Origin of the sequence: Bradyrhizobium liaoningense (genome assembly GCF_018130825.1) — a bacterium.
GTDB classification, from domain to species: domain Bacteria; phylum Pseudomonadota; class Alphaproteobacteria; order Rhizobiales; family Xanthobacteraceae; genus Bradyrhizobium; species Bradyrhizobium liaoningense_B.
In genome coordinates, this window is sequence record NZ_JAFCJS010000001.1 from 1426398 (window position 1) to 1444339 (window position 17942).

The window sequence follows — 17942 nt, forward strand, 5'->3', positions numbered from 1 at the left end:
AGACACCAAGAGTGCTCGGTGCTGATCTTGAAGGCGATATCGACCGCCGTATCGGGCATGTCGCACGCGACGACGATTGTGGCATTGGCGGCACCGGCATAGTTCGTCCGATGTCGTTCCGCTCCGAATGATTGCCGGCGCCTTAGCCGCTCTGGAACGTGTCTCGCGGCTCTTTGCGGCGACCATGGGACGGTCTGTGGCGAGGTGATCTCAGACCGGCTGCAATGGTGTTGGGGCTGGTAGCACCATCAGCACACGCAAGCCGACCGGCTCCTGCGGGCCCATTTCGATGTTGCCGCCGTGCCGCTTGACGATATCCAACGCAATCGACAGCCCAAGGCCAAAACCAGCTTTGTTCTCGCTCCGTGCGTTGTCGACCTTGAAAAAGGGTTGGAATACCTTCTCGAGCAGGTCGCCGGGAATGCCCGGACCGTTGTCGGAAATCTCGATCCTGACGGCGTTATCGGCAGCAACGCCAAGCGTGACGTTGACCACGCTGCTATGCTTGCTGGCGTTCTCGACGATATTGGTGACGGCGCGGGTTAATGCGCGCGGGCGACAGGCATAGGTGAAGCGTTCAGGGCCGACATAAGATACCGCGTGTCCAATGTCGGAAAAGTCCCAGCAGATGGTTTGGAGCAGGCTCGGCAGGTCGACGCGCGTTAACGACTCGGACTTCGTATCGTCCCGTAGATACTCAAGGGTATCGTCGAGCATTCGGCCGACCTTGGTGAGGTCGCGCAACATCAGGGTGCGCAAGCCGTCGTTCTTGATGCGCTCGGCGCGCAACCTTAGCCGCGTGAGCGGTGTTCGCAGATCGTGGCTGATCGCAGCCAGCATGTGGGTGCGATCATCCAGTAGCTGTCGGATGCGGGCGCGCATTTCATTGAGTGCGTCAGTGACCTGGGTGATTTCGCGTGGACCGCGCAAATCGAGCGCCGCATGGGTGTGCGGGGACCGGCCAAACGAGGCTGCAGCGTCTGCAATGTCGGCTAGAGGCGCGGTGATCCAACGCACGGCATAGATCGACAGGAGCAGCACGAAAAGGGCCATGATGAGCAACACAAGCGCCGTCGGAGGGACGAACAGGGACCATGCATTGATGGTGAGGTTGAAGATCAGCCCGTTGCTCTGGTCCAAGCGGGTGACAATTTGCGAGGGCGGGCTCGCAGGATCCCTCAAGCCGGTTAGAAGCTCTATGTCGGGCATTGCCGCTAAGGGATGCAATGCAAGGCGCGAAGAGAGCAGGTTGGTCGTGCTCGGGACGAGATCAGCGAGGGCGACGCGCCTGATATCGAGACCGCTCCGTCGGATTGTCGTCAAGAGCTGGTCGGCTTCTGCCGCGCTCGTCGTCGCGCGCATCAGCCGTGTAATCTCGGTAACGTGCACAGCGGCAAATACCGGACTATCGTCGCGCGCCGGAGGATCGAGCAGGAACCAGACGATCGCCCCGAACACTGTGACGCCCGAGAGCACTGAAATGGCAACAAGACCGGTCAGCTGAGCGGTGATGCTTTGCGGTATCAATTGCTGCACCCGGATCACCAAATGTGCTCGAGCGTGATCGAGGGGGGACGGCTGCACAGTCTCGCTCATGGGGCGATCCCCAGAAGTACCTGCGTCGCTGTGCAGGCAACGTCGTCGCCTTCAAGCGCCATGGTGAGCACGCACAATGGCCTGGGACAAGTGCGGGTTGCGGAGGTGAGATTCGTAATATTCAGGTGCGGCATCAGCGCAATCTAAGGCCGTTCGCACCCGGAGAGCAGCGCGCAAAATGTTTCGTTTTGTTAATCAAGCGAGCCCTTCCGAAACCCGTCGCGTCCGCTCTCTGTAATCTTTTGTAACACCCCTTAATGCAGGGTCATTTGGCCCCGTCCTAGTATAGCGTTCCAATGGTAGAGGAACGTTATGAAAGTCTGGGTTGTCAGCTCCGGTTTGCTTGCGATCAGCGCGTGGCTGCGCTGTCGCAGGGGTGAAATATGGCCTGCGGGCGGACGCCGCTTTGCGGCCGGAAGCCTTGAGCGTGCGCGAGGCGGATACCGTGAGCACTTTCCGAGCGTTCATTCCTCTCCCGGCGAGGCGGCAAGGCTGTTGGCGCGGGCTGGAAACCTGATCGCCGTAACGCAGCGAGTCCAGTGATGGATGTTGGGGTCGGTCGGTCGAGCGCCGTTGGCGCGCAGCGTCGCCGCGCGCTCGACGCGCAACGGGTGCTTGTCTTGAGTAGGGGGGTAGCAATTGCCCTGTGCTTGTCGGGCTGTGCCAGCTCTCCTTTGATGAAGGGTGGCTCGCTGTCTTCCTACGACAACATGACACCATCGGACGGCGTGCTGGCGAAATCGCTGGTGCACGTCAACAAGGCCGATGTTCTGGCTGCGAAGACGGTGCGCATCGTTCCAGCCGCGTTCTTGCCGGCCGCATCGCCGAAATTGTCGAACGAGCAGCGCAAACTGGTCGCGAACGCGGTCGATCGTGCACTGTGTGTTGGATTGAGCGAGCGGTTTCGCGTCGTCGGTGCGGACCAGCCGGCCGATCTGACGACCCGTGTGCTCGTGACCCAGGCTGCCCCGACCAATGAAGTGGCGGCTGGTGCATCGAAGGTGGTGTCGATCGTGCCGGCTGCGCTCGGGGTGCCGGCGGCGGTGCCACGACTTCCGATCGGACTTGGCGGACTGTCGTTGGAGGCCGAAGCAATTGACCCGGCGGGGCGGCAGCAGGCCGCAATGATCTGGGCGCGCGGTGCCAACTCATTCACCAACTCCCCGACGGTCTCGACCGCCGGCGATGCCTATGATCTGGCGGGTTCATTCGCCGGCGATTTCGGCCAGTTACTGGTCACTGGAGAGTCGCCCTTTGGAAAGACGGTGAGCTTGCCATCATTCAGCAAGATCGGCTCGTCATTTGGCGGCAAGCCGAAATATGAGGCATGCGAAGCGTTCGGCCGCGATCCGGGAGTCGTCGGAATGGTAGCGGGCGGTCTGGGCTTGCCGCCGGAATGGTCGGACAAGGGCGCGCCGGCGAACAGCCGATAATCGATAGACGCGTCAATTGGAGATGAAAGTCATTGTCAGGACGGCGAGTTGCGTGGCGTTGCTTCTCACGATACCGCTCACCGGATGTGCCGTTGGCCCCGATTATACGAGGCCGACCGTCCAACTGCCGAAAGCTTGGAGCGACGCGAAAGGAAGGCAGGCGACAAAGGACGCGATGCCTCTGGCGCAGTGGTGGCGGCGGCTCAACGATCCGCTCCTGAATAGCCTGATCGAGGAGGCGGTTCAGGGCAATCTCGATGTTGCGGCCGCAAAGGCGCGAATTCGTGAGGCACGGGCCCTGCAGCGGCAATCGGTTGGCGCGCTCTTTCCGCAGATATCGGCGTCGGGTTCGGCGACCGCCAATCGCTCCGCCGCCGGCGTCGCGTCCGAGAGCGTCGTCGGCGCCACTTCGTACAACCAGTTCCAGTCCGGATTCGATTCGGCCTGGGAGCTTGACCTGTTCGGCGCGAATCGGCGCGCGGTGGAAGCGGCCGCATACAATGCGGCGGCTTCCGAAGACGATTTGCGCGCCACTCTGCTGACCCTGATCGGCGACGTCGCGTCGTACTACGCCGACGCCCGGGGATATCAGGCACGCGCGGCACTGGCGCGCCGTACCGCGATCTCGCAACGAGCGACTGCTGCACTGACCCAGAAGAAGCTTGATGCCGGCTCGGCGTCCCCCGTCGACACTGCAAAGGCGGTTGCCCAGGCCGCAAGTACCGAGGCAAATGTGCCGACTTACGAGGCATCCTACAAGACGGCGGTGCATCGTCTTGGCGTGCTGCTTGGACGCGACCCGGCGACCCTCGCCGCCCGAATGGCGCGCGCCACGCCGATACCGGCGCCGCGTCTTCCGTTGCCAACGGGCATCCCGGCCGACGTGCTGACGGTGCGGCCGGACGTGCGAAAGGCCGAACGCCAGCTTGCGCAGTATACCGCGAAGATCGGACAGGCCGAGGCGGCACTTTACCCGGATGTGAGCTTGAGCGGATCGGTCTCGACGACCGCGCTCAAATTGGGCGACCTCGGCAAGAACTCGACGATCGGCTGGTCGGTCGGTCCGTCGGTGAGTGTTCCGATATTCAACGGCGGAAAGTTGCGCGCCGCTGTCGAGGTCGCGCAGGCCCAGCGTGATGAATACTATGTCGCGTGGAGCAGCGCCGTGCTAACCGCGCTGGAAGACGTCGAGAACGCCCTCGTCGCGTTGGCTCAGGAGCAGAACAGGATTCGTAGCTTGGCAGAGGCCGCGACGCGCTATGGCGAGGCGGCCAGGTTGTCGCGCTCACTCTACGAGAGCGGCTCGAGCAGCTTCCTGGACGTGCTCGATGCCGAGCGATCGCAATTCTCCGCAAACGACGCCTTGCTTCAGAGCCGAGCCAGTGTCGCAAGGGACTACGTGGCTCTGGCGAAAGCTTTGGGTGGCGGCTGGGACGGTGCAATCGACAGCAGCACGCCGGAAATCATTGACACCCAGATGGGGCCACATCTGGCCACCGGCCAGTGAGACGCATGTGCGCCGGGATATAAGACAGCATCGATCGGAGCCCACGATGAGCGAAGCGGCAGAGATCAAAGGCCCAAGCCGGGTGTTTCGAACGGAAACGACCCCGCGACCGACAAGTCCGGCCCCGCAACCGGTTGCTCCCCCGCGTCGCGGGCCCGCGCCCCGGCGGACGCTCATCATCGTCGCCATCCTAGCCCTGGTGGCACTCGGTGTCGTGCTGAAGACGATGTTGTTTCCGAAATCGGCCGTCAATCTGGTGACCGCGCCGGTCACGATCGGCGATATCGACCAGACCGTGCTCGCGACAGGGACGCTCAAGCCGGTCAGGCTCGTGGCACTGGGAGCGCAAGCTTCCGGTCGCGTGACATCGTTGAAGGTTACCCTTGGTCAGAAGGTCAAGGCCGGAGATCTGATCGCAGAGATCGATTCACTGACCCAGCAGAACACGCTCCGTACCAACGAGGCGGCACTGCGGAGCACCAGGGCACAGCGCGAGGAGAAGGAGGCAGCTCTTGCGCTCGCCGAGGCGAATTTCGGGCGGCAGCAGACCACATTTGCGCAGAAGGCGTCATCGCGCGCCGACTACGATTCGGCGGAATCCAACGTCAAGACCACGCGGGCGCAGATCGCGCAGCTCGATGCCCAGATCGTCCAGGCCGAGGTTGCGGTCGAGACTGCGCGTGTCAATGTCGGCTACACGCGCATTGTCGCGCCGATTGACGGCACGGTGCTGTCGATCGTTGTCCAGGAAGGCCAGACGGTGAACGCCGTCCAGTCGGCGCCAACGATTGTCGTGATCGGCCAGCTCGAGACCATGACCGTCCGCGCAGAGATCTCCGAGGCCGATGTGGTTCGGTGTCGGCCCGGCCAGGCGATCTATTTCACCATCCTTGGCGATCCAGGTCGTCGCTACCGGGCGCGCCTTGATTCCATCGAGCCCGCGCCCGAATCGGTCAAGACCGACAGCAGCTTCACGTCGACCACGACCACGGCATCCAACAGCGGGTCGTCGACGTCGTCGACATCATCGGCGATCTACTACAATGGCATCTTCAACGTGCCCAATCCAGATGGCGATCTGCGCACCTACATGACGGCCGAGGTTCACATCGTGCTCGGCGAGGCACGCGGCGTGCTGACGGTTCCTGCGATCGCGCTTGCCGATATCCGCTCGGACGGCTCAGCCAGGGTGAGGGTGGTCGAGCCATCCGGGACCGTGGTCAATCGAACCGTCAAGGTAGGCATCAGTAACAAGATTCTGGTCGAGATTCGCGAAGGTCTTGCGGCCGGCGAGCGGGTCGTGACCGGAACGGCCGCTGCCGACGGGGCAACTGGCAAGTCGATGGGCTTGCCGCCACCACCGGGACTCTGAAGATGACCGAACCTTTGATCATGCTGGACAAAGTCAGTCGCAGCTACGTCTCCGGCGAATCCGTCGTGGTTGCGCTCGACCGCGTCGATATTCGTATCATGGCCGGCGAGATGGTCGCCATCGTGGGAACATCGGGATCCGGCAAGTCGACGCTGATGAATATCCTGGGGTGCCTCGACCGTCCGACCGCCGGACGTTATCGAATCGCCGGCCGTGACGTCGGCTCTCTCGACATGGACGAGCTCGCGGAGCTGCGACGCGAGCACTTCGGATTCATCTTTCAGCGCTATCATCTGCTTGCGGAGATGACCGCGATCGGCAACGTGGAAATGCCGGCGGTCTATGCCGGCCGTTCGTCGACGGAGCGACGCGACCAGGCATCGCGTCTGCTTCATCGTCTGGGCATGGCCAAACGCTTGACCCATACGCCTGGACAGCTCTCCGGCGGTCAACAGCAGCGCGTCTCGATCGCACGGGCATTGATCAACAATGCCGACGTCATCCTGGCTGACGAGCCGACCGGGGCCCTCGATAGCCGCAGTGGCGATGAAGTGCTACGAATCCTGGACGAGATCCACGCCGAGGGGCGCACGGTGATCATCGTGACGCATGATATGGCCGTGGCCCGGCGCGCCCGGCGTATCATCGAGCTGCGTGACGGCGTCGTGCACTCGGATCGTCCCAATCATCCGGATACTGCCGCAGCCGCTGCGGACAAGGCAAGCACGAACGACGCCCCGGCGCCCCGGTCGGCGTCGCACTGGTGGTCGGCAATGGGGCGGTTCCGCGAAACGTTGCGTATGGCATTGTTGTCCATGAATGCGCACCGGCTGCGTGCATTTCTGACCATGCTGGGCATTATCATCGGCGTGGCGTCGGTTGTCTGCGTGGTCGCATTGGGCGCGGGGTCGCAGGAGAAGGTGCTGGCCAACATCAACGGCCTCGGCACCAATACGCTCGAAATCTTTCCTGGGAAGGATTTCGGCGATACGCGATCGACGAAAATCAAGACTCTGGTGCTGGCCGACGCGCGCGCACTGGAGCAGCAGTCTTATGTTGCTGGGGTCACGCCGACGGTCTCCACGTCGAGCACGCTCCGGTTCGGTTCCATCGAGGCCAGTGCTCAGATCAGCGGCGTTGGCGAGCATTATTTTCAGGTCAAAGGCACGCAACTCGCCGAAGGCGCCTTCTTCGATGCTGACGACGTTCGCAGTTACGCCCAGGATGCGGTGATCGACGACAACGCACGCAAGGCGCTGTTCCCGGATCGGGCCGTGAGTCCGGTCGGGCAGGTCATCATCGTCGGACGCGTGCCGTGCCGGGTCATTGGCGTCACCCGTCAGCAGACGAGCGGCTTTGGATCCAGCGCCAGCCCGACCGTGTATCTCCCTTACACGACGGTGCAGGCTCGTTTTCTTGGCGATCCAACGCTTCGCAGCATCAGCGTGCGGATCAATGACACGATGCCGACGGATCTTGCCGAGCAGGCGGTGACCGGATTCTTGACCGAACGCCACCGGACCAAGGACTTCTTCATCCTCAACACCGACGAAATCAGACGTACGATCCAGAGCACAGCCCAGGTCCTCACGCTTCTTGTGGCTGCGATCGCCGTGATTTCGCTCATCGTCGGCGGCATCGGCGTGATGAATATCATGTTGGTGTCGGTCTCCGAACGCATCTCCGAGATCGGCGTGCGCATGGCCGTCGGCGCTCGCCAGTCGGACATATTGCAACAGTTCCTGATCGAGGCCGTCCTGGTGTGTCTCATCGGCGGCGGACTCGGAATCGGCTTTGCCGTCGGTTTTGGTGTCCTGTTTAACGCATTCGACGTTGGTTTCAGGCTTATCTACTCAACGACGGCGATTGTCATCGCGGTGGTGTCCTCGACCGCAATCGGCGTTGCGTTTGGCTATTGGCCGGCGCGAAACGCGTCACGCCTTGATCCAGTGGCGGCGCTGTCGAGGGAATAGCTGCCTGATAAAGCCGAGTGTGAAGCGTCACCGAGCTTCTGAGCCTGTCATGAGTCAAAGCTGTCATCGCCTGTTTCCGTTGTCGTACGTTGTGTTGGTTCTGAGTGTGTTGGTTGGATGCACCTCGCCGCGCACGTCCTATACCGCGAGTGAGGCGTCGTCCGCCCGGATCTTGAATCTTGCGGATCTGCGCCTTTATGCCGACGCGCCAATCTCGCGCGCCAGGGGCGATAAGCGCCCGGTCATGCTGAGCGGTCCCCAGATCTATCTGGCGCTGTCCGGTGGCGGGGCGGACGGTGCCTATGGCGCGGGCGTCCTCAATGGTTGGACGGAAACTGGCACGCGCCCGTCATTCTCGATCGTATCGGGGGTCAGCACCGGCGCGCTGATTGCGCCATTTGCGTTTCTCGGTTCCGACTATGACGCTACGCTTCGCGATCTCTATACCAGTGGCGTTGCCGAAAGTCTGCTGGATGCGCCCAACCCGCTCAACGCGATCTTTGGCTCGAGCGTCTTCGGCAACACCCGGCTGCGCGAACTCGTCGCAAAATATATCGACGCAAAGTTGGTGGATGCTGTGGCGACGGAGTACGCAAAGGGACGGCTACTCTTCGTCGTGACCACGAATCTCGATTCTCAACGTAGTGTCATTTGGGACTTGGGACGGATCGCTTCCTTGCGCTCACTCGAGGGACTGCATCTCTTCAGAGACGTTATCACGGCTTCCGCCAGCTTGCCTGTCGTGTTCCCGCCGATGCCGGTGGCCGCCGAAGCGAATGGCAAGCAATTTGAGGAATTGCATGTCGACGGAGGGGTATCCGCGCCCGTCTTGACACTGCCGGAAGCCTTCCTGGTCCAGACCGCCAAGCCCGCAAGGATCGGGGATCTGCAGCTCTTCGTGCTGATCAACAACAAGGTCGAGCGTGAATTTCAGATCGTTCCCAACAACACGATCGAAATTGCCGCGCGGTCGTCGTCGACGATGACCAAGGCTCAAACGCGCGCCATTATCAACAGTACCTATGCGTTCGCCCGCCGAAACAAGTTTGAATTCAACCTGACCTATATCGAGGGCGACCGACCTGCATCGCCGTCATCGGGCTTCGATACAGCTTATATGCGTGCGCTGTTCCAGTATGGCTATGATCGCGCGCGCAACAATCGTCTCTGGTCCAAATCCCCGCCGGCCAACGGCCTCGCGACGCCATCTGCGCTGCGCCCAGAGCTAGCCCGACTGCTCGCAACCAAAAATTGAGTTCTAGCGGTAGCCCCGGCGGCGGCCTTCCGCGCCCGCTTGAGACGATTGCTCGCGCGAGATCGCTCGACCAAGCGATGGCGGCAAAAGGGCGGCAAGCTCTTTGGACAGGTGATCCGGCGGCCGAGGAGCTGGCCAAATCTCAGTCTGGTCCGCCGCCGCGGATTTGGCTTGCATCTCGGACAGTTTTCGAAAATAATTATAATTAACGAAATTATGGTGGGGGCGACGCGTGAGACTTCTTTCGTTCGCGGTCGGCGGTCGGGAAAGCTGGGGGGCGGTCGTGGGTGACGACGTTGCCGACATCGGCCGGACGTTGCCAAACTATCTGACACTGGCCGACTTCGTCGGAAGCGCTGAATTCGAGCGCCGCGAGGCACTGGTCGCATCGGCGATCGGGAGCCAAAAGCTGCCGGACGTCGATGTTCTTCCGGTGATTCCCCGTCCCGAAAAGATCGTCTGCGCCGTTCGCAACTATCTTGATCATCACAACGAGGCGGTGGCATCCGGCCTCAGGCGCGAGATCACCGAGTTTCCGCCGATTTTCCTGCGGGCCTGGCGCTCGCTGGTCGGTCATAATGCGCCGGTGATCCGGCCCAAGGTCTCCGACCAGCTCGATTGGGAAGGCGAGCTCGCGGTCGTCATCGGTACACCGGACGAGATTGGCGATCCGACCGCACTCAAGCTTGAGACTCGGGTCAATGGCGAGATTGTCCAGCAGTCCGACACATCGCAACTGATCTTTTCGATCCCGCGCTTCGTTCATTATTGCTCCACCATCTTCGATCTGATGCCGGGCGATGTCATCGCGACCGGAACGCCCGCTGGCGTCGGTTTTGCGCGCAAGCCTCCCGTCTTTCTCAAGCCTGGTGATGTGGTCGAGGTCGAGATCGAGAAGATCGGTGTGCTGCGAAACCCGGTTGTTGCCGAGTGAAGCACAGACTCCCAAGAGCAGCCGCATCATCGCGTGCCCCGGTAACAAGCTCGGACATTGGAGGCCGTGGATTGATGTGGGCGGATGCGCGGCGAGGCAACGCCGAAGACACGGCTTAGGTCCTAGTCCTCGGACACCAACGACCTGGACGAGACTGAAAGAGGCAGAGCGCCATCGCGCTCCAAACAAATCGAGTGAGGGAGGAAAGACATGAGACGCTTGCTTCTTGGTGCCGCGCTAGGCTTGGCGCTCTTCCCAGCTGGTGCTGCGCCAGTCGCTGCGGATACCGCCGAGATTGTGATCGGAATCACCATCTCGACGACCGGCGCTGCGGCAGCTCTCGGCATTCCCGAGCGCAATGCGCTCGAGTTCGTCCCCAAGCAAATTGATGGCGTTCCGCTCAAGGTGATCGTGCTTGATGACGGCGGTGATCCGACCAGCGCCACAAACAATGCACGGCGCTTCGTCACCGAAAGCAAGGCCGATGTCATCATGGGGTCGTCCGTTACGCCGCCGACCATTGCCGTGTCGACCGTGGCCAATGAGGCCGGCATACCACACTTCGGGTTGGCGCCGTTGCCTTTCACGCCCGCCCGCGAAAAATGGTCGGTTGGAATGCCGCAGCCGATCCCCGTGGTGGGCAAGGTGCTCTACGAGCATATGAAGAAGACCGGTGCGAAGACGGTCGGATTCATCGGCTTCTCGGACTCTTTTGGTGACCTCTGGATGAACGATCTCAAGGCGCAGGGCGGCGCATTGGGATTGCAGGTCGCAGCCGACGAGCGCTTTGCGCGTCCGGATACTTCGGTCGCAGGGCAGGTGCTGAAGCTTGTTGCCGCAAATCCCGATGCGATCCTGGTCGGCGCTTCGGGAACGGCGGCGGCACTGCCACAGATCGAATTGCGTGAGCGGGGCTACAAGGGGCCAATCTACCAGACCCATGGGGCGGCCAGCATGGATTTCATACGGATCGCAGGCAAGGCGGCTGAAGGCGTGTTCCTCGCCGCCGGTCCGGTGATGGCCCCCGAAGGACAGCCCGACGACGCATTGACGAAGAAGCCCGGACTGACGCTGAACACCGCCTATGAGACGAAATATGGCCCAAGCAGCCGCAGTCAGTTCGCCGCTCATCCCTATGATGCGTTCGAAATCCTCAAACGCGTTGTTCCCGTCGCGCTGAAGCAGGCCAAGCCCGGCACGCCGGAGTTTCGCGAGGCGCTCCGCCTTGCCTTGTTGAGTGAGAGAGAGATCGCGACGAGCCAAGGCGTCTACAATTTCACCGAGAAAGACCGTTATGGCGTCGATGAGCGCTCGCGCATTCTGCTGACGGTCAAGGGCGGCAAGTTCGTGGTCGTTCCGTGATGATGTTGCGAGATCGGTAGACCGGTGTAGCAACGCCCAGCTCGAGGAAACCTGAACTTGAACGCGATCGTTTTGATGTTTCTTGCCCAGGACGGGATCACCAGCGGCGCGCTCTATGCGCTGCTCGGGTTCGGTCTGGTGCTCGTGTTTGCGGTCACCCGCGTGATCTTGATCCCGCAAGGCGAGTTCATCACATTCGGTGCGTTGACCTATGCGACGCTGGCAGCCGGACGGGCGCCCGGAACGGCCCGCCTTGCCGTCGCACTCGGCGTGGCCGCTTTCTGCGTCGAATTATTTGTTGCGCGCGGGCGATTGGATGTCCGTCGGGTGCTGCGAGCGCTCGCTGTGAATGTGGTCATGCCCGCCATCGTCCTTGCGGTGTCGATCGCGATCGCCGGCCGTGTGCAAAGCCTGACGCTCCATTTTGTGCTGTCGCTCCTGATTGTCGCGCTGATCGGCCTCTACCTCTACCGCATCGCCTATCAACCGATCGCGCATGCGTCGGTGCTGGTGCTGTTGATCGCCTCGGTTGGCGTCCACCTTGCGCTGCAGGGCCTTGGGCTGCTGTTCTTCGGCGCCGAGGGGCTCCGTGCGCCGCCGATTTCCGATGTTGTTTTTTCGGCGGGACCGCTGCGCTTCACCGGTCAGACGGTTGCGATCTATGCCATTGCCTTGAGCTTGATCGTCGCCCTGTGGATGTTCTTCGGCCATACGCTCTACGGCCGGGCGCTTCGGGCCACGGCCGTGAACCGCGTCGGTGCCCGGCTGGTCGGCATTCAGACCTCGCTGTCCGGACAGATCGCCTTCCTTCTTGCGGCGGTGATCGGAGCCATCTCCGGCATCCTGATCGTACCGATGACCACGATCTACTACGACAGCGGGTTTCTGATCGGCTTGAAGGGCTTTGTCGCCGCAATTATCGCAGGGCTTGCGAGCTATCCGATAACCGCCGTGGCGGCGCTGGTCGTCGGTCTCGTCGAGGCGGCCGCGTCATTCTACGCCAGCAACTTCAAGGAGGTGATCGTCTTCTCGTTGATCATTCCCGTGCTCCTGGTTCGCTCGCTTTCGACGCCCGTGATCGAAGAGGAAAAGGATTAGCGCCATGATGGAGCGGTGGCCGATCGCGCTGTTTGCGGCCATGATGGCGTTGCTGCCACAAATTCCGGGCATTCCGCCGTTCTGGATCGTGCTGCTCGACAATATCGGTCTGTCCGCACTCGTTGCCATGGGACTTGTGCTGCTGACCGGTGTCGGGGGACTGACCTCGTTCGGTCAGGCCGCCTTCTGCGGCTTTGGCGCCTACACCACCGCCGTCCTGACGACGAGCTATGGCGTGTCGCCCTGGCTCACTCTGCCGGCTGCACTCTTGGTGAGCGGCTCGATCGCAGTTCTGCTTGGCCTCGTTACGGTTCGGCTATCTGGCCATTATCTGCCGCTCGGCACCATTGCCTGGGGATTGAGCCTCTATTATCTTTTCAGCAAGCTCGAATTTCTCGGCCGTAACGACGGTATATCCGCCATACCCCCGTTGTCGCTCGGGCCTTGGCGGATGTTGAATGCCGGTGCGATCTACTATGCGATTTGGGCCAGTGTTATTATCTGCGGCGTGCTCACCTTGAACCTGCTCGACTCGCGCACCGGCCGAGCAATCCGTGCGCTCAGACGCGGCCATGTGGCTGCGGAATCGTTCGGCATACAGACGGCTCAAGCCAAGCTCCTCGTCTTCATCTACGCAGCATTGTTGGCCGGTTTATCGGGGTGGCTCTATGCCCACTTTCTGCGTGCGGTCAACCCAACGCCCTTCGGCGTGCAAGCGGGCATCGAATATCTGTTCGTCGCCGTTGTTGGCGGTGCCGGCCATGTCTGGGGCGCCGTAGCAGGTGCCGCGATCGTGGCCGCGCTGAAGGAGATCCTGCAGGGGTATTTGGCGATCACCTTTGGTGAGGGCAACATCGAGATGATCGTGTTCGGCGCGCTTCTGGTCCTTCTGCTTCAGGTCGCACCCGGCGGCGTATGGCCTCGACTGGCTGCGTTCTGCCCATTTGAACGACCGCAGCGCAAGCCCGACCAGGCGAAGGCATTGCCGTCGCGCGCCAGACCGAAGATCTCGGCAGGGGGACTGCTGAAGGTCGAGGGGGTACGCAAGCAATTCGGCGGCGTGACGGCGGTCAACAATGTCAGCTTCGAGGTTGCCGCGCGTCAGATCGCGGCTCTCATCGGGCCGAATGGCGCCGGAAAGAGCACGACCTTCAACTTGATCACGGGGGTGCTGGCGCCGACCACCGGCAAGGTGACCTTGTCGGGCCGGCCGATCAATGGGAGGCCGCCGCAGGAGATTGTTCGCTACGGCGTGGCCCGCACCTTTCAGCACGTCAAACTTATCCCTGACATGACGGTTCTGGAGAATGTCGCGATCGGAGCTCATCTGCGTGGTGGCGCGGGCCCGGTTGCGAGCATGTTGCGTCTCGACCGGGCAGACGAGGCTAGGCTGATGGCGGAAGCGGCGCGTCAGATCGAACGCGTCGGTTTGGCGCAGCAGATGCACCAGACCGCCGGCAGTCTCGCGCTTGGCCAGCAGCGCATCGTCGAGGTCGCACGTGCGCTATGTGCGGACCCGATCTTGCTGTTGCTCGACGAGCCTGCCGCCGGCCTGCGTTATAACGAGAAGCAGCAATTGGCGGCGCTGCTGCGCAAGCTGCGTGGCGAGGGCATGTCCGTTCTGCTGGTCGAACACGATATGGGCTTCGTCATGAATCTTGCCGATCACGTCGTCGTACTCGATTTCGGGACCAAGATCGCCGAAGGCCTGCCAGCCGAGATCAAGACCAATTCCGAGGTCATCAGAGCCTATCTCGGGGTCGCGGCATGAATGAGAAACTGCTTTTGATCGAGAGGGTCTCGGTTTCCTACGGCAAGGTCGAAGCCGTACGAAGCGTTTCGCTTCACGTCGATTTGGGCGAGATTGTCACCATCGTCGGCGCCAATGGTGCGGGAAAGACGACCTTGCTCAACGCCGCGATGGGGCTGTTGCCACTCAAAGGCCGCGTCTGTTTCGCAGGCAACGATCTCGGCCGGCTCGACATCGAGGATCGTGTCGGAAATGGACTCTCGCTGGTCCCGGAACGCCGGGAGCTGTTTGCCACGATGACCGTGGCCGAGAATCTGCAACTCGGCGCGTTCCGCATCAGTAGAGCTGCAGCAGCCAGAGAAGCGGATCGGATCTATGCGCTGTTTCCCCGCCTGACGGAGCGACGGCGACAATTGGCCGGCACCCTGTCCGGGGGCGAACAGCAGATGTTGGCGATGGGACGGGCCCTCATGGGCCAGCCCAGGCTGTTGATGCTCGATGAGCCGAGCCTTGGTCTTGCGCCAAAAATCGTTGCCGACATCTTCACCATCGTTGCCGATTTGCGCAAGACCGGTGTCTCAGTACTGCTGATCGAGCAGAATGCTCAATCAGCCCTGCGCATCGCCGACCGTGCCTATGTCATGGAGCTCGGCGAGTTCGTGCTCGATGGTCGCGCCGCGATCGTCGCCCAGGATCCGCGCGTGATCTCCAGCTATCTCGGTGTCTGACAAGCGGCGATGATGTCGCCTGCCGTCACGGCGTCATCACGATCTTGCCGAGAGCCGATCCGGACTCCAGCAATCGATGTGCCTGCCGGACTTCGGCGAGCGGCAGCCGCGCCGAGATGGCAGGCCGGATCTGACGTTGCGCGAGCGCATCGATCACGTCGCGCATGAGTTTGCGGCGTCCCTCGCGGTCGTGATCGAAGATGTGAAACGAGAAGCAGCGTATCGCGGGGCAGACGTCGAGATGATCGCGCATCGCGGCCATCAGATTGCTCTGCGGCAGCTCCGTGAAGGCATTGTAGGAGACCAGCGTACCCCACGTCCCAAGGGCCGCGACATAGCCGGCGAAATCGGATCCACCGATGTGATCCAGCACCAGGCTGACGCCACGACCGCCGGTCAAGTCCAGCGTGCGTGCCACGACGTTCTCATGGCGATAGAAAATGATATGGTCGGCGCCATTCTGCCGGGCGAAATCGGCTTTCTCCTCGGTGCTGACGGTGCCGATGACGCTCATGCCGGCGAGTTTGCCGAGCTGGACCAGGGCGGTACCGACGCCGCCCGCCGCGCCGATGACCAGTGCACTGTCGCGCCGCTGCGTCGACCCGCACTCGTGGAGTAGAGCCCAGGCCACCTGATAATTGGCAAGGCAGACGGCCTCCTCCAATGCGACGCTCTCCGGCAGAATATGGATCGCATCCACTGGCGCCACCACGAATTCAGCGTAACAGCCGCCGCGCTGCGCGAGGTCGCGCGCGCTGAGCAACACTTTCTGGCCGATTGCGATATCGGTGACCCCGCGTCCGACCGCCGTCACGCGACCGGCCACATCATTGCCTGGATTGACCGGAAGAGGGGGCATCCACTTGTAAACGCCACGCCGGATCAGGACATCGGGTTGCCCGACGCCGAAGGCCTCGGCCCGGATCTGCACCTCCCCGCGACCCGGGTGAGGGCGCGCCACGTCGACATATTCCAAGGCCTCGGGGCCGCCGACCTGGCGGACGAGGACCGCTTTCATGAGCTCGGTCATCGGTGTCTATCTCGCATCAGCTAGGCCGCCGCTCCGACGAGAACGAATGCAAGCGTCGCGGGCCTGTCGCCTTTGTTGCGCCAGCCATGCCGTGCACCTTGCTGAACGACCGTGTCGCGCTGCTTCAAATGGACGGTTGCTCCATCGTCGAGCTCGAGCCAGATTTCACCGTCGAGAACGACGGCGTAGTCCACGGTTGGCGTGGTGTGCATGCCGGGATGGTCCGGTTCGAAGGTCTCGGCGATGCCCGGAGTGGCCGACAGATGCTCGGCGCCAGCCTTTGCCGGATCAAAATCGGGCGACATCATCACGCTGTCAGGCGGAAAGGTCACCACAATGAATGTGGTGCCGCCCGGGCCCGGCAACAGGCTGGTTCCGGGGACGGACATTGGGTCATGGCCGGCCGACAGCGACGGCATGGCGGCATTCATCCAGATCGGCGCGGCGGCGAAACCCGGTGTATGCGTGAAGATGGTTTCGCGAGGGGAGGGACCATCGCTCACCACCACGGATTTGCCGGCGGTATTCTTCGCAGTAACCACACGCCTGACACTCATGTGTTCTCTCCTTCGCGACAGCAAACGGGCCGCATCGCGGTGCCTTCAGGGGTAGATGACGAAGTTGGAGAATCCGCCATGTCGCGCAGCAATGCCGGAGATGGCTTCGTTCACCTCTGAAAGCTGCCGGCCGTGCGTCTCCAGGATCGTCAGATCGACCATGCCTGCCGCTGCAAGGTCGGCCATCTCCTGTCCCTCTTGCGTGGTAAACCAGACCGAACCGTAGAGGCGCTGATTGTGGTCCATCAGCCAGTGCACATCGATCGGGATCGATCCCGTCACGGCGCCGATATCGACCGCGATCCCGCCGCGGCGCAGGCTCGCGAGACCTTGCAGGAACGTTTCGTGGCGAGCCCCCGGGCCCATACAGTCAATGAACGCATCGACACCTTCCCCGTCGGTGTGCTTCAACGCAAACTCGGTGACGCTGCCCTCATCGATCGAGAAGACCTCGATGCGTGAAGGGGCCAATGCCTTGACCTCCTCCAGAAGTTTGCGATCGCGTCCAGTGCCCAGGATCTTCCGGACGCCCATGGCGGGTGCGAAGATTGCTGCGCTGATGCCGAGTGTGCCGCTGATGCCGTTGACGAGAATGGTATCACCGGGCCCGGCATTGGCCTTCTTCAATGCCGAATAGCAGGTGCCGAGATAACCGAGCCGGGCCGCCTGCTCGTAGCTCATGCTGTCCGGGATCGTCACGATTGCCGAGGCTGGCGCCACCGTGTATTCGCTCAAGCCTCCGGTTGGGTAGTCGGCGAAGGTCTGCAGGGCGTGTTCGCTGAAGCCGAAATAGCCCTGAAACGCATAATGTTTGCAGGAGATGGCATCACCCCGGCGGCAGTGGCGGCACGTGCCGCATGAGCGGCCGGGATTGACATAGACGCGATCGCCGGCTTTGAGGGCGTGCACCTGGCGGCCGACGGCAACGATTTCGCCCGCCGGGTCCAATCCGAATACCGCCGGGAGCGGCGGTTGCGGCATGTGGGGAAACCAGGTCGGCCAGTTGGCGAGGATGTTGCCGAGATTGGGAACGATCCCGCACGCCCTGACGCGGATCAGGACATCCGTGTCCCCCGGCTTGGGCGTGGGCAACTTTTCGAGCTTCAGCTCGCCCCCGACCTTGTGCAATCGCGCGACGGTCATGGTTTCAGATAGGACCATCAGTGCCTCCCTTTCCATTATTGGGCGCCGGGCCGCAGCTTGTTCGCCCTTACTGGAGATAGTGGGGCGTCATTTTCGAAAATGCAATATATTTTCGTAACATATTGCGGACGCCGCGTGCCGGACCGGGCGGCTGATGCACGCTCGGTTGCCCGTCGGATGCAAGAACGTCAGGGTGAATATGCG

General features: G+C 62.0%; 14 protein-coding genes. 10 read left to right on the plus strand and 4 right to left on the minus strand.

The window, feature by feature from the left end:
• Positions 1–210: 210 nt before the first annotated feature.
• Positions 211–1596, minus strand: coding sequence for an ATP-binding protein (locus JQ603_RS07005; protein WP_212337664.1), 1386 nt, complete (start codon positions 1594–1596; stop codon positions 211–213).
• A gap of 542 nt (positions 1597–2138) precedes the next feature.
• On the opposite strand from JQ603_RS07005, the gene JQ603_RS07010 reads away from it, so the two are divergent.
• The 10 genes from JQ603_RS07010 to JQ603_RS07055 all read left to right on the plus strand — a co-directional run bounded on the left by JQ603_RS07010 (position 2139) and on the right by JQ603_RS07055 (position 15008).
• A complete protein-coding gene (locus tag JQ603_RS07010) occupies positions 2139–3029 on the plus strand; it encodes a DUF3313 domain-containing protein (RefSeq protein ID WP_212337666.1) in 891 nt (296 codons plus the stop codon).
• Between the two features lie 22 nt (positions 3030–3051).
• The gene (locus JQ603_RS07015; protein ID WP_212337668.1) at positions 3052–4536 is read left to right on the plus strand and encodes an efflux transporter outer membrane subunit; all 1485 of its coding nucleotides are present in this window, start codon (positions 3052–3054) and stop codon (positions 4534–4536) included.
• Between the two features lie 46 nt (positions 4537–4582).
• Positions 4583–5908 carry an efflux RND transporter periplasmic adaptor subunit gene (locus tag JQ603_RS07020; protein WP_212337670.1) on the plus strand — a complete coding sequence of 442 codons (1326 nt, stop codon included), beginning with the start codon at positions 4583–4585 and terminating at the stop codon, positions 5906–5908.
• A gap of 2 nt (positions 5909–5910) precedes the next feature.
• The gene (locus JQ603_RS07025) at positions 5911–7881 is read left to right on the plus strand and encodes a MacB family efflux pump subunit (protein ID WP_212337672.1); all 1971 of its coding nucleotides are present in this window, start codon (positions 5911–5913) and stop codon (positions 7879–7881) included.
• A 49-nt stretch (positions 7882–7930) separates the two neighbouring features.
• Entirely contained in the window at positions 7931–9136 is a 1206-nt protein-coding gene (locus JQ603_RS07030; protein WP_212337674.1) for a patatin-like phospholipase family protein, read from the plus strand.
• A 283-nt stretch (positions 9137–9419) separates the two neighbouring features.
• Positions 9420–10070 carry a fumarylacetoacetate hydrolase family protein gene (locus tag JQ603_RS07035; RefSeq protein ID WP_433996624.1) on the plus strand — a complete coding sequence of 217 codons (651 nt, stop codon included), beginning with the start codon at positions 9420–9422 and terminating at the stop codon, positions 10068–10070.
• A 210-nt stretch (positions 10071–10280) separates the two neighbouring features.
• Positions 10281–11432 (plus strand): ABC transporter substrate-binding protein, encoded by a 1152-nt coding sequence (locus JQ603_RS07040; protein ID WP_212337678.1) that lies wholly within the window; start codon positions 10281–10283, stop codon positions 11430–11432.
• A 57-nt stretch (positions 11433–11489) separates the two neighbouring features.
• Entirely contained in the window at positions 11490–12530 is a 1041-nt protein-coding gene (locus tag JQ603_RS07045; protein ID WP_212337679.1) for a branched-chain amino acid ABC transporter permease, read from the plus strand.
• A gap of 4 nt (positions 12531–12534) precedes the next feature.
• Positions 12535–14301 carry a branched-chain amino acid ABC transporter ATP-binding protein/permease gene (locus JQ603_RS07050; protein WP_212337681.1) on the plus strand — a complete coding sequence of 589 codons (1767 nt, stop codon included), beginning with the start codon at positions 12535–12537 and terminating at the stop codon, positions 14299–14301.
• Positions 14298–15008, plus strand: coding sequence for an ABC transporter ATP-binding protein (locus JQ603_RS07055; RefSeq protein WP_212337683.1), 711 nt, complete (start codon positions 14298–14300; stop codon positions 15006–15008). The genes JQ603_RS07050 and JQ603_RS07055 overlap by 4 nt, the downstream gene beginning before the upstream one ends.
• Positions 15009–15033: 25 nt before the next feature.
• Here JQ603_RS07055 and JQ603_RS07060 read toward each other — a convergent pair whose 3' ends face one another.
• From JQ603_RS07060 to JQ603_RS07070, 3 genes are read right to left on the minus strand one after another with little or no spacing between them, the layout of a single operon-like run.
• A complete protein-coding gene (locus JQ603_RS07060; protein WP_245003395.1) occupies positions 15034–16038 on the minus strand; it encodes a zinc-dependent alcohol dehydrogenase family protein in 1005 nt (334 codons plus the stop codon).
• Positions 16039–16058: 20 nt separating this feature from the next.
• Positions 16059–16595, minus strand: a complete 537-nt coding sequence (locus JQ603_RS07065) for a cupin domain-containing protein (RefSeq protein ID WP_212337685.1) — start codon at positions 16593–16595, stop codon at positions 16059–16061.
• Between the two features lie 45 nt (positions 16596–16640).
• Positions 16641–17756, minus strand: coding sequence for an alcohol dehydrogenase catalytic domain-containing protein (locus JQ603_RS07070; protein ID WP_212337687.1), 1116 nt, complete (start codon positions 17754–17756; stop codon positions 16641–16643).
• Positions 17757–17942 lie beyond the last annotated feature (186 nt).

Bases quoted from the DNA above. Each gene is read 5' to 3' on its own strand.
- JQ603_RS07005 (WP_212337664.1), bottom strand. From the start codon at position 1,596: ATGAGCGAGACTGTGCAGCCGTCCCCCCTCGATCACGCTCGAGCACAT.
- JQ603_RS07010 (WP_212337666.1), top strand. From the start codon at position 2,139: ATGGATGTTGGGGTCGGTCGGTCGAGCGCCGTTGGCGCGCAGCGTCGC.
- JQ603_RS07015 (WP_212337668.1), top strand. From the start codon at position 3,052: ATGAAAGTCATTGTCAGGACGGCGAGTTGCGTGGCGTTGCTTCTCACG.
- JQ603_RS07020 (WP_212337670.1), top strand. From the start codon at position 4,583: ATGAGCGAAGCGGCAGAGATCAAAGGCCCAAGCCGGGTGTTTCGAACG.
- JQ603_RS07025 (WP_212337672.1), top strand. From the start codon at position 5,911: ATGACCGAACCTTTGATCATGCTGGACAAAGTCAGTCGCAGCTACGTC.
- JQ603_RS07030 (WP_212337674.1), top strand. From the start codon at position 7,931: ATGAGTCAAAGCTGTCATCGCCTGTTTCCGTTGTCGTACGTTGTGTTG.
- JQ603_RS07040 (WP_212337678.1), top strand. From the start codon at position 10,281: ATGAGACGCTTGCTTCTTGGTGCCGCGCTAGGCTTGGCGCTCTTCCCA.
- JQ603_RS07050 (WP_212337681.1), top strand. From the start codon at position 12,535: ATGATGGAGCGGTGGCCGATCGCGCTGTTTGCGGCCATGATGGCGTTG.
- JQ603_RS07055 (WP_212337683.1), top strand. From the start codon at position 14,298: ATGAATGAGAAACTGCTTTTGATCGAGAGGGTCTCGGTTTCCTACGGC.
- JQ603_RS07060 (WP_245003395.1), bottom strand. From the start codon at position 16,038: ATGACCGAGCTCATGAAAGCGGTCCTCGTCCGCCAGGTCGGCGGCCCC.
- JQ603_RS07065 (WP_212337685.1), bottom strand. From the start codon at position 16,595: ATGAGTGTCAGGCGTGTGGTTACTGCGAAGAATACCGCCGGCAAATCC.
- JQ603_RS07070 (WP_212337687.1), bottom strand. From the start codon at position 17,756: ATGGTCCTATCTGAAACCATGACCGTCGCGCGATTGCACAAGGTCGGG.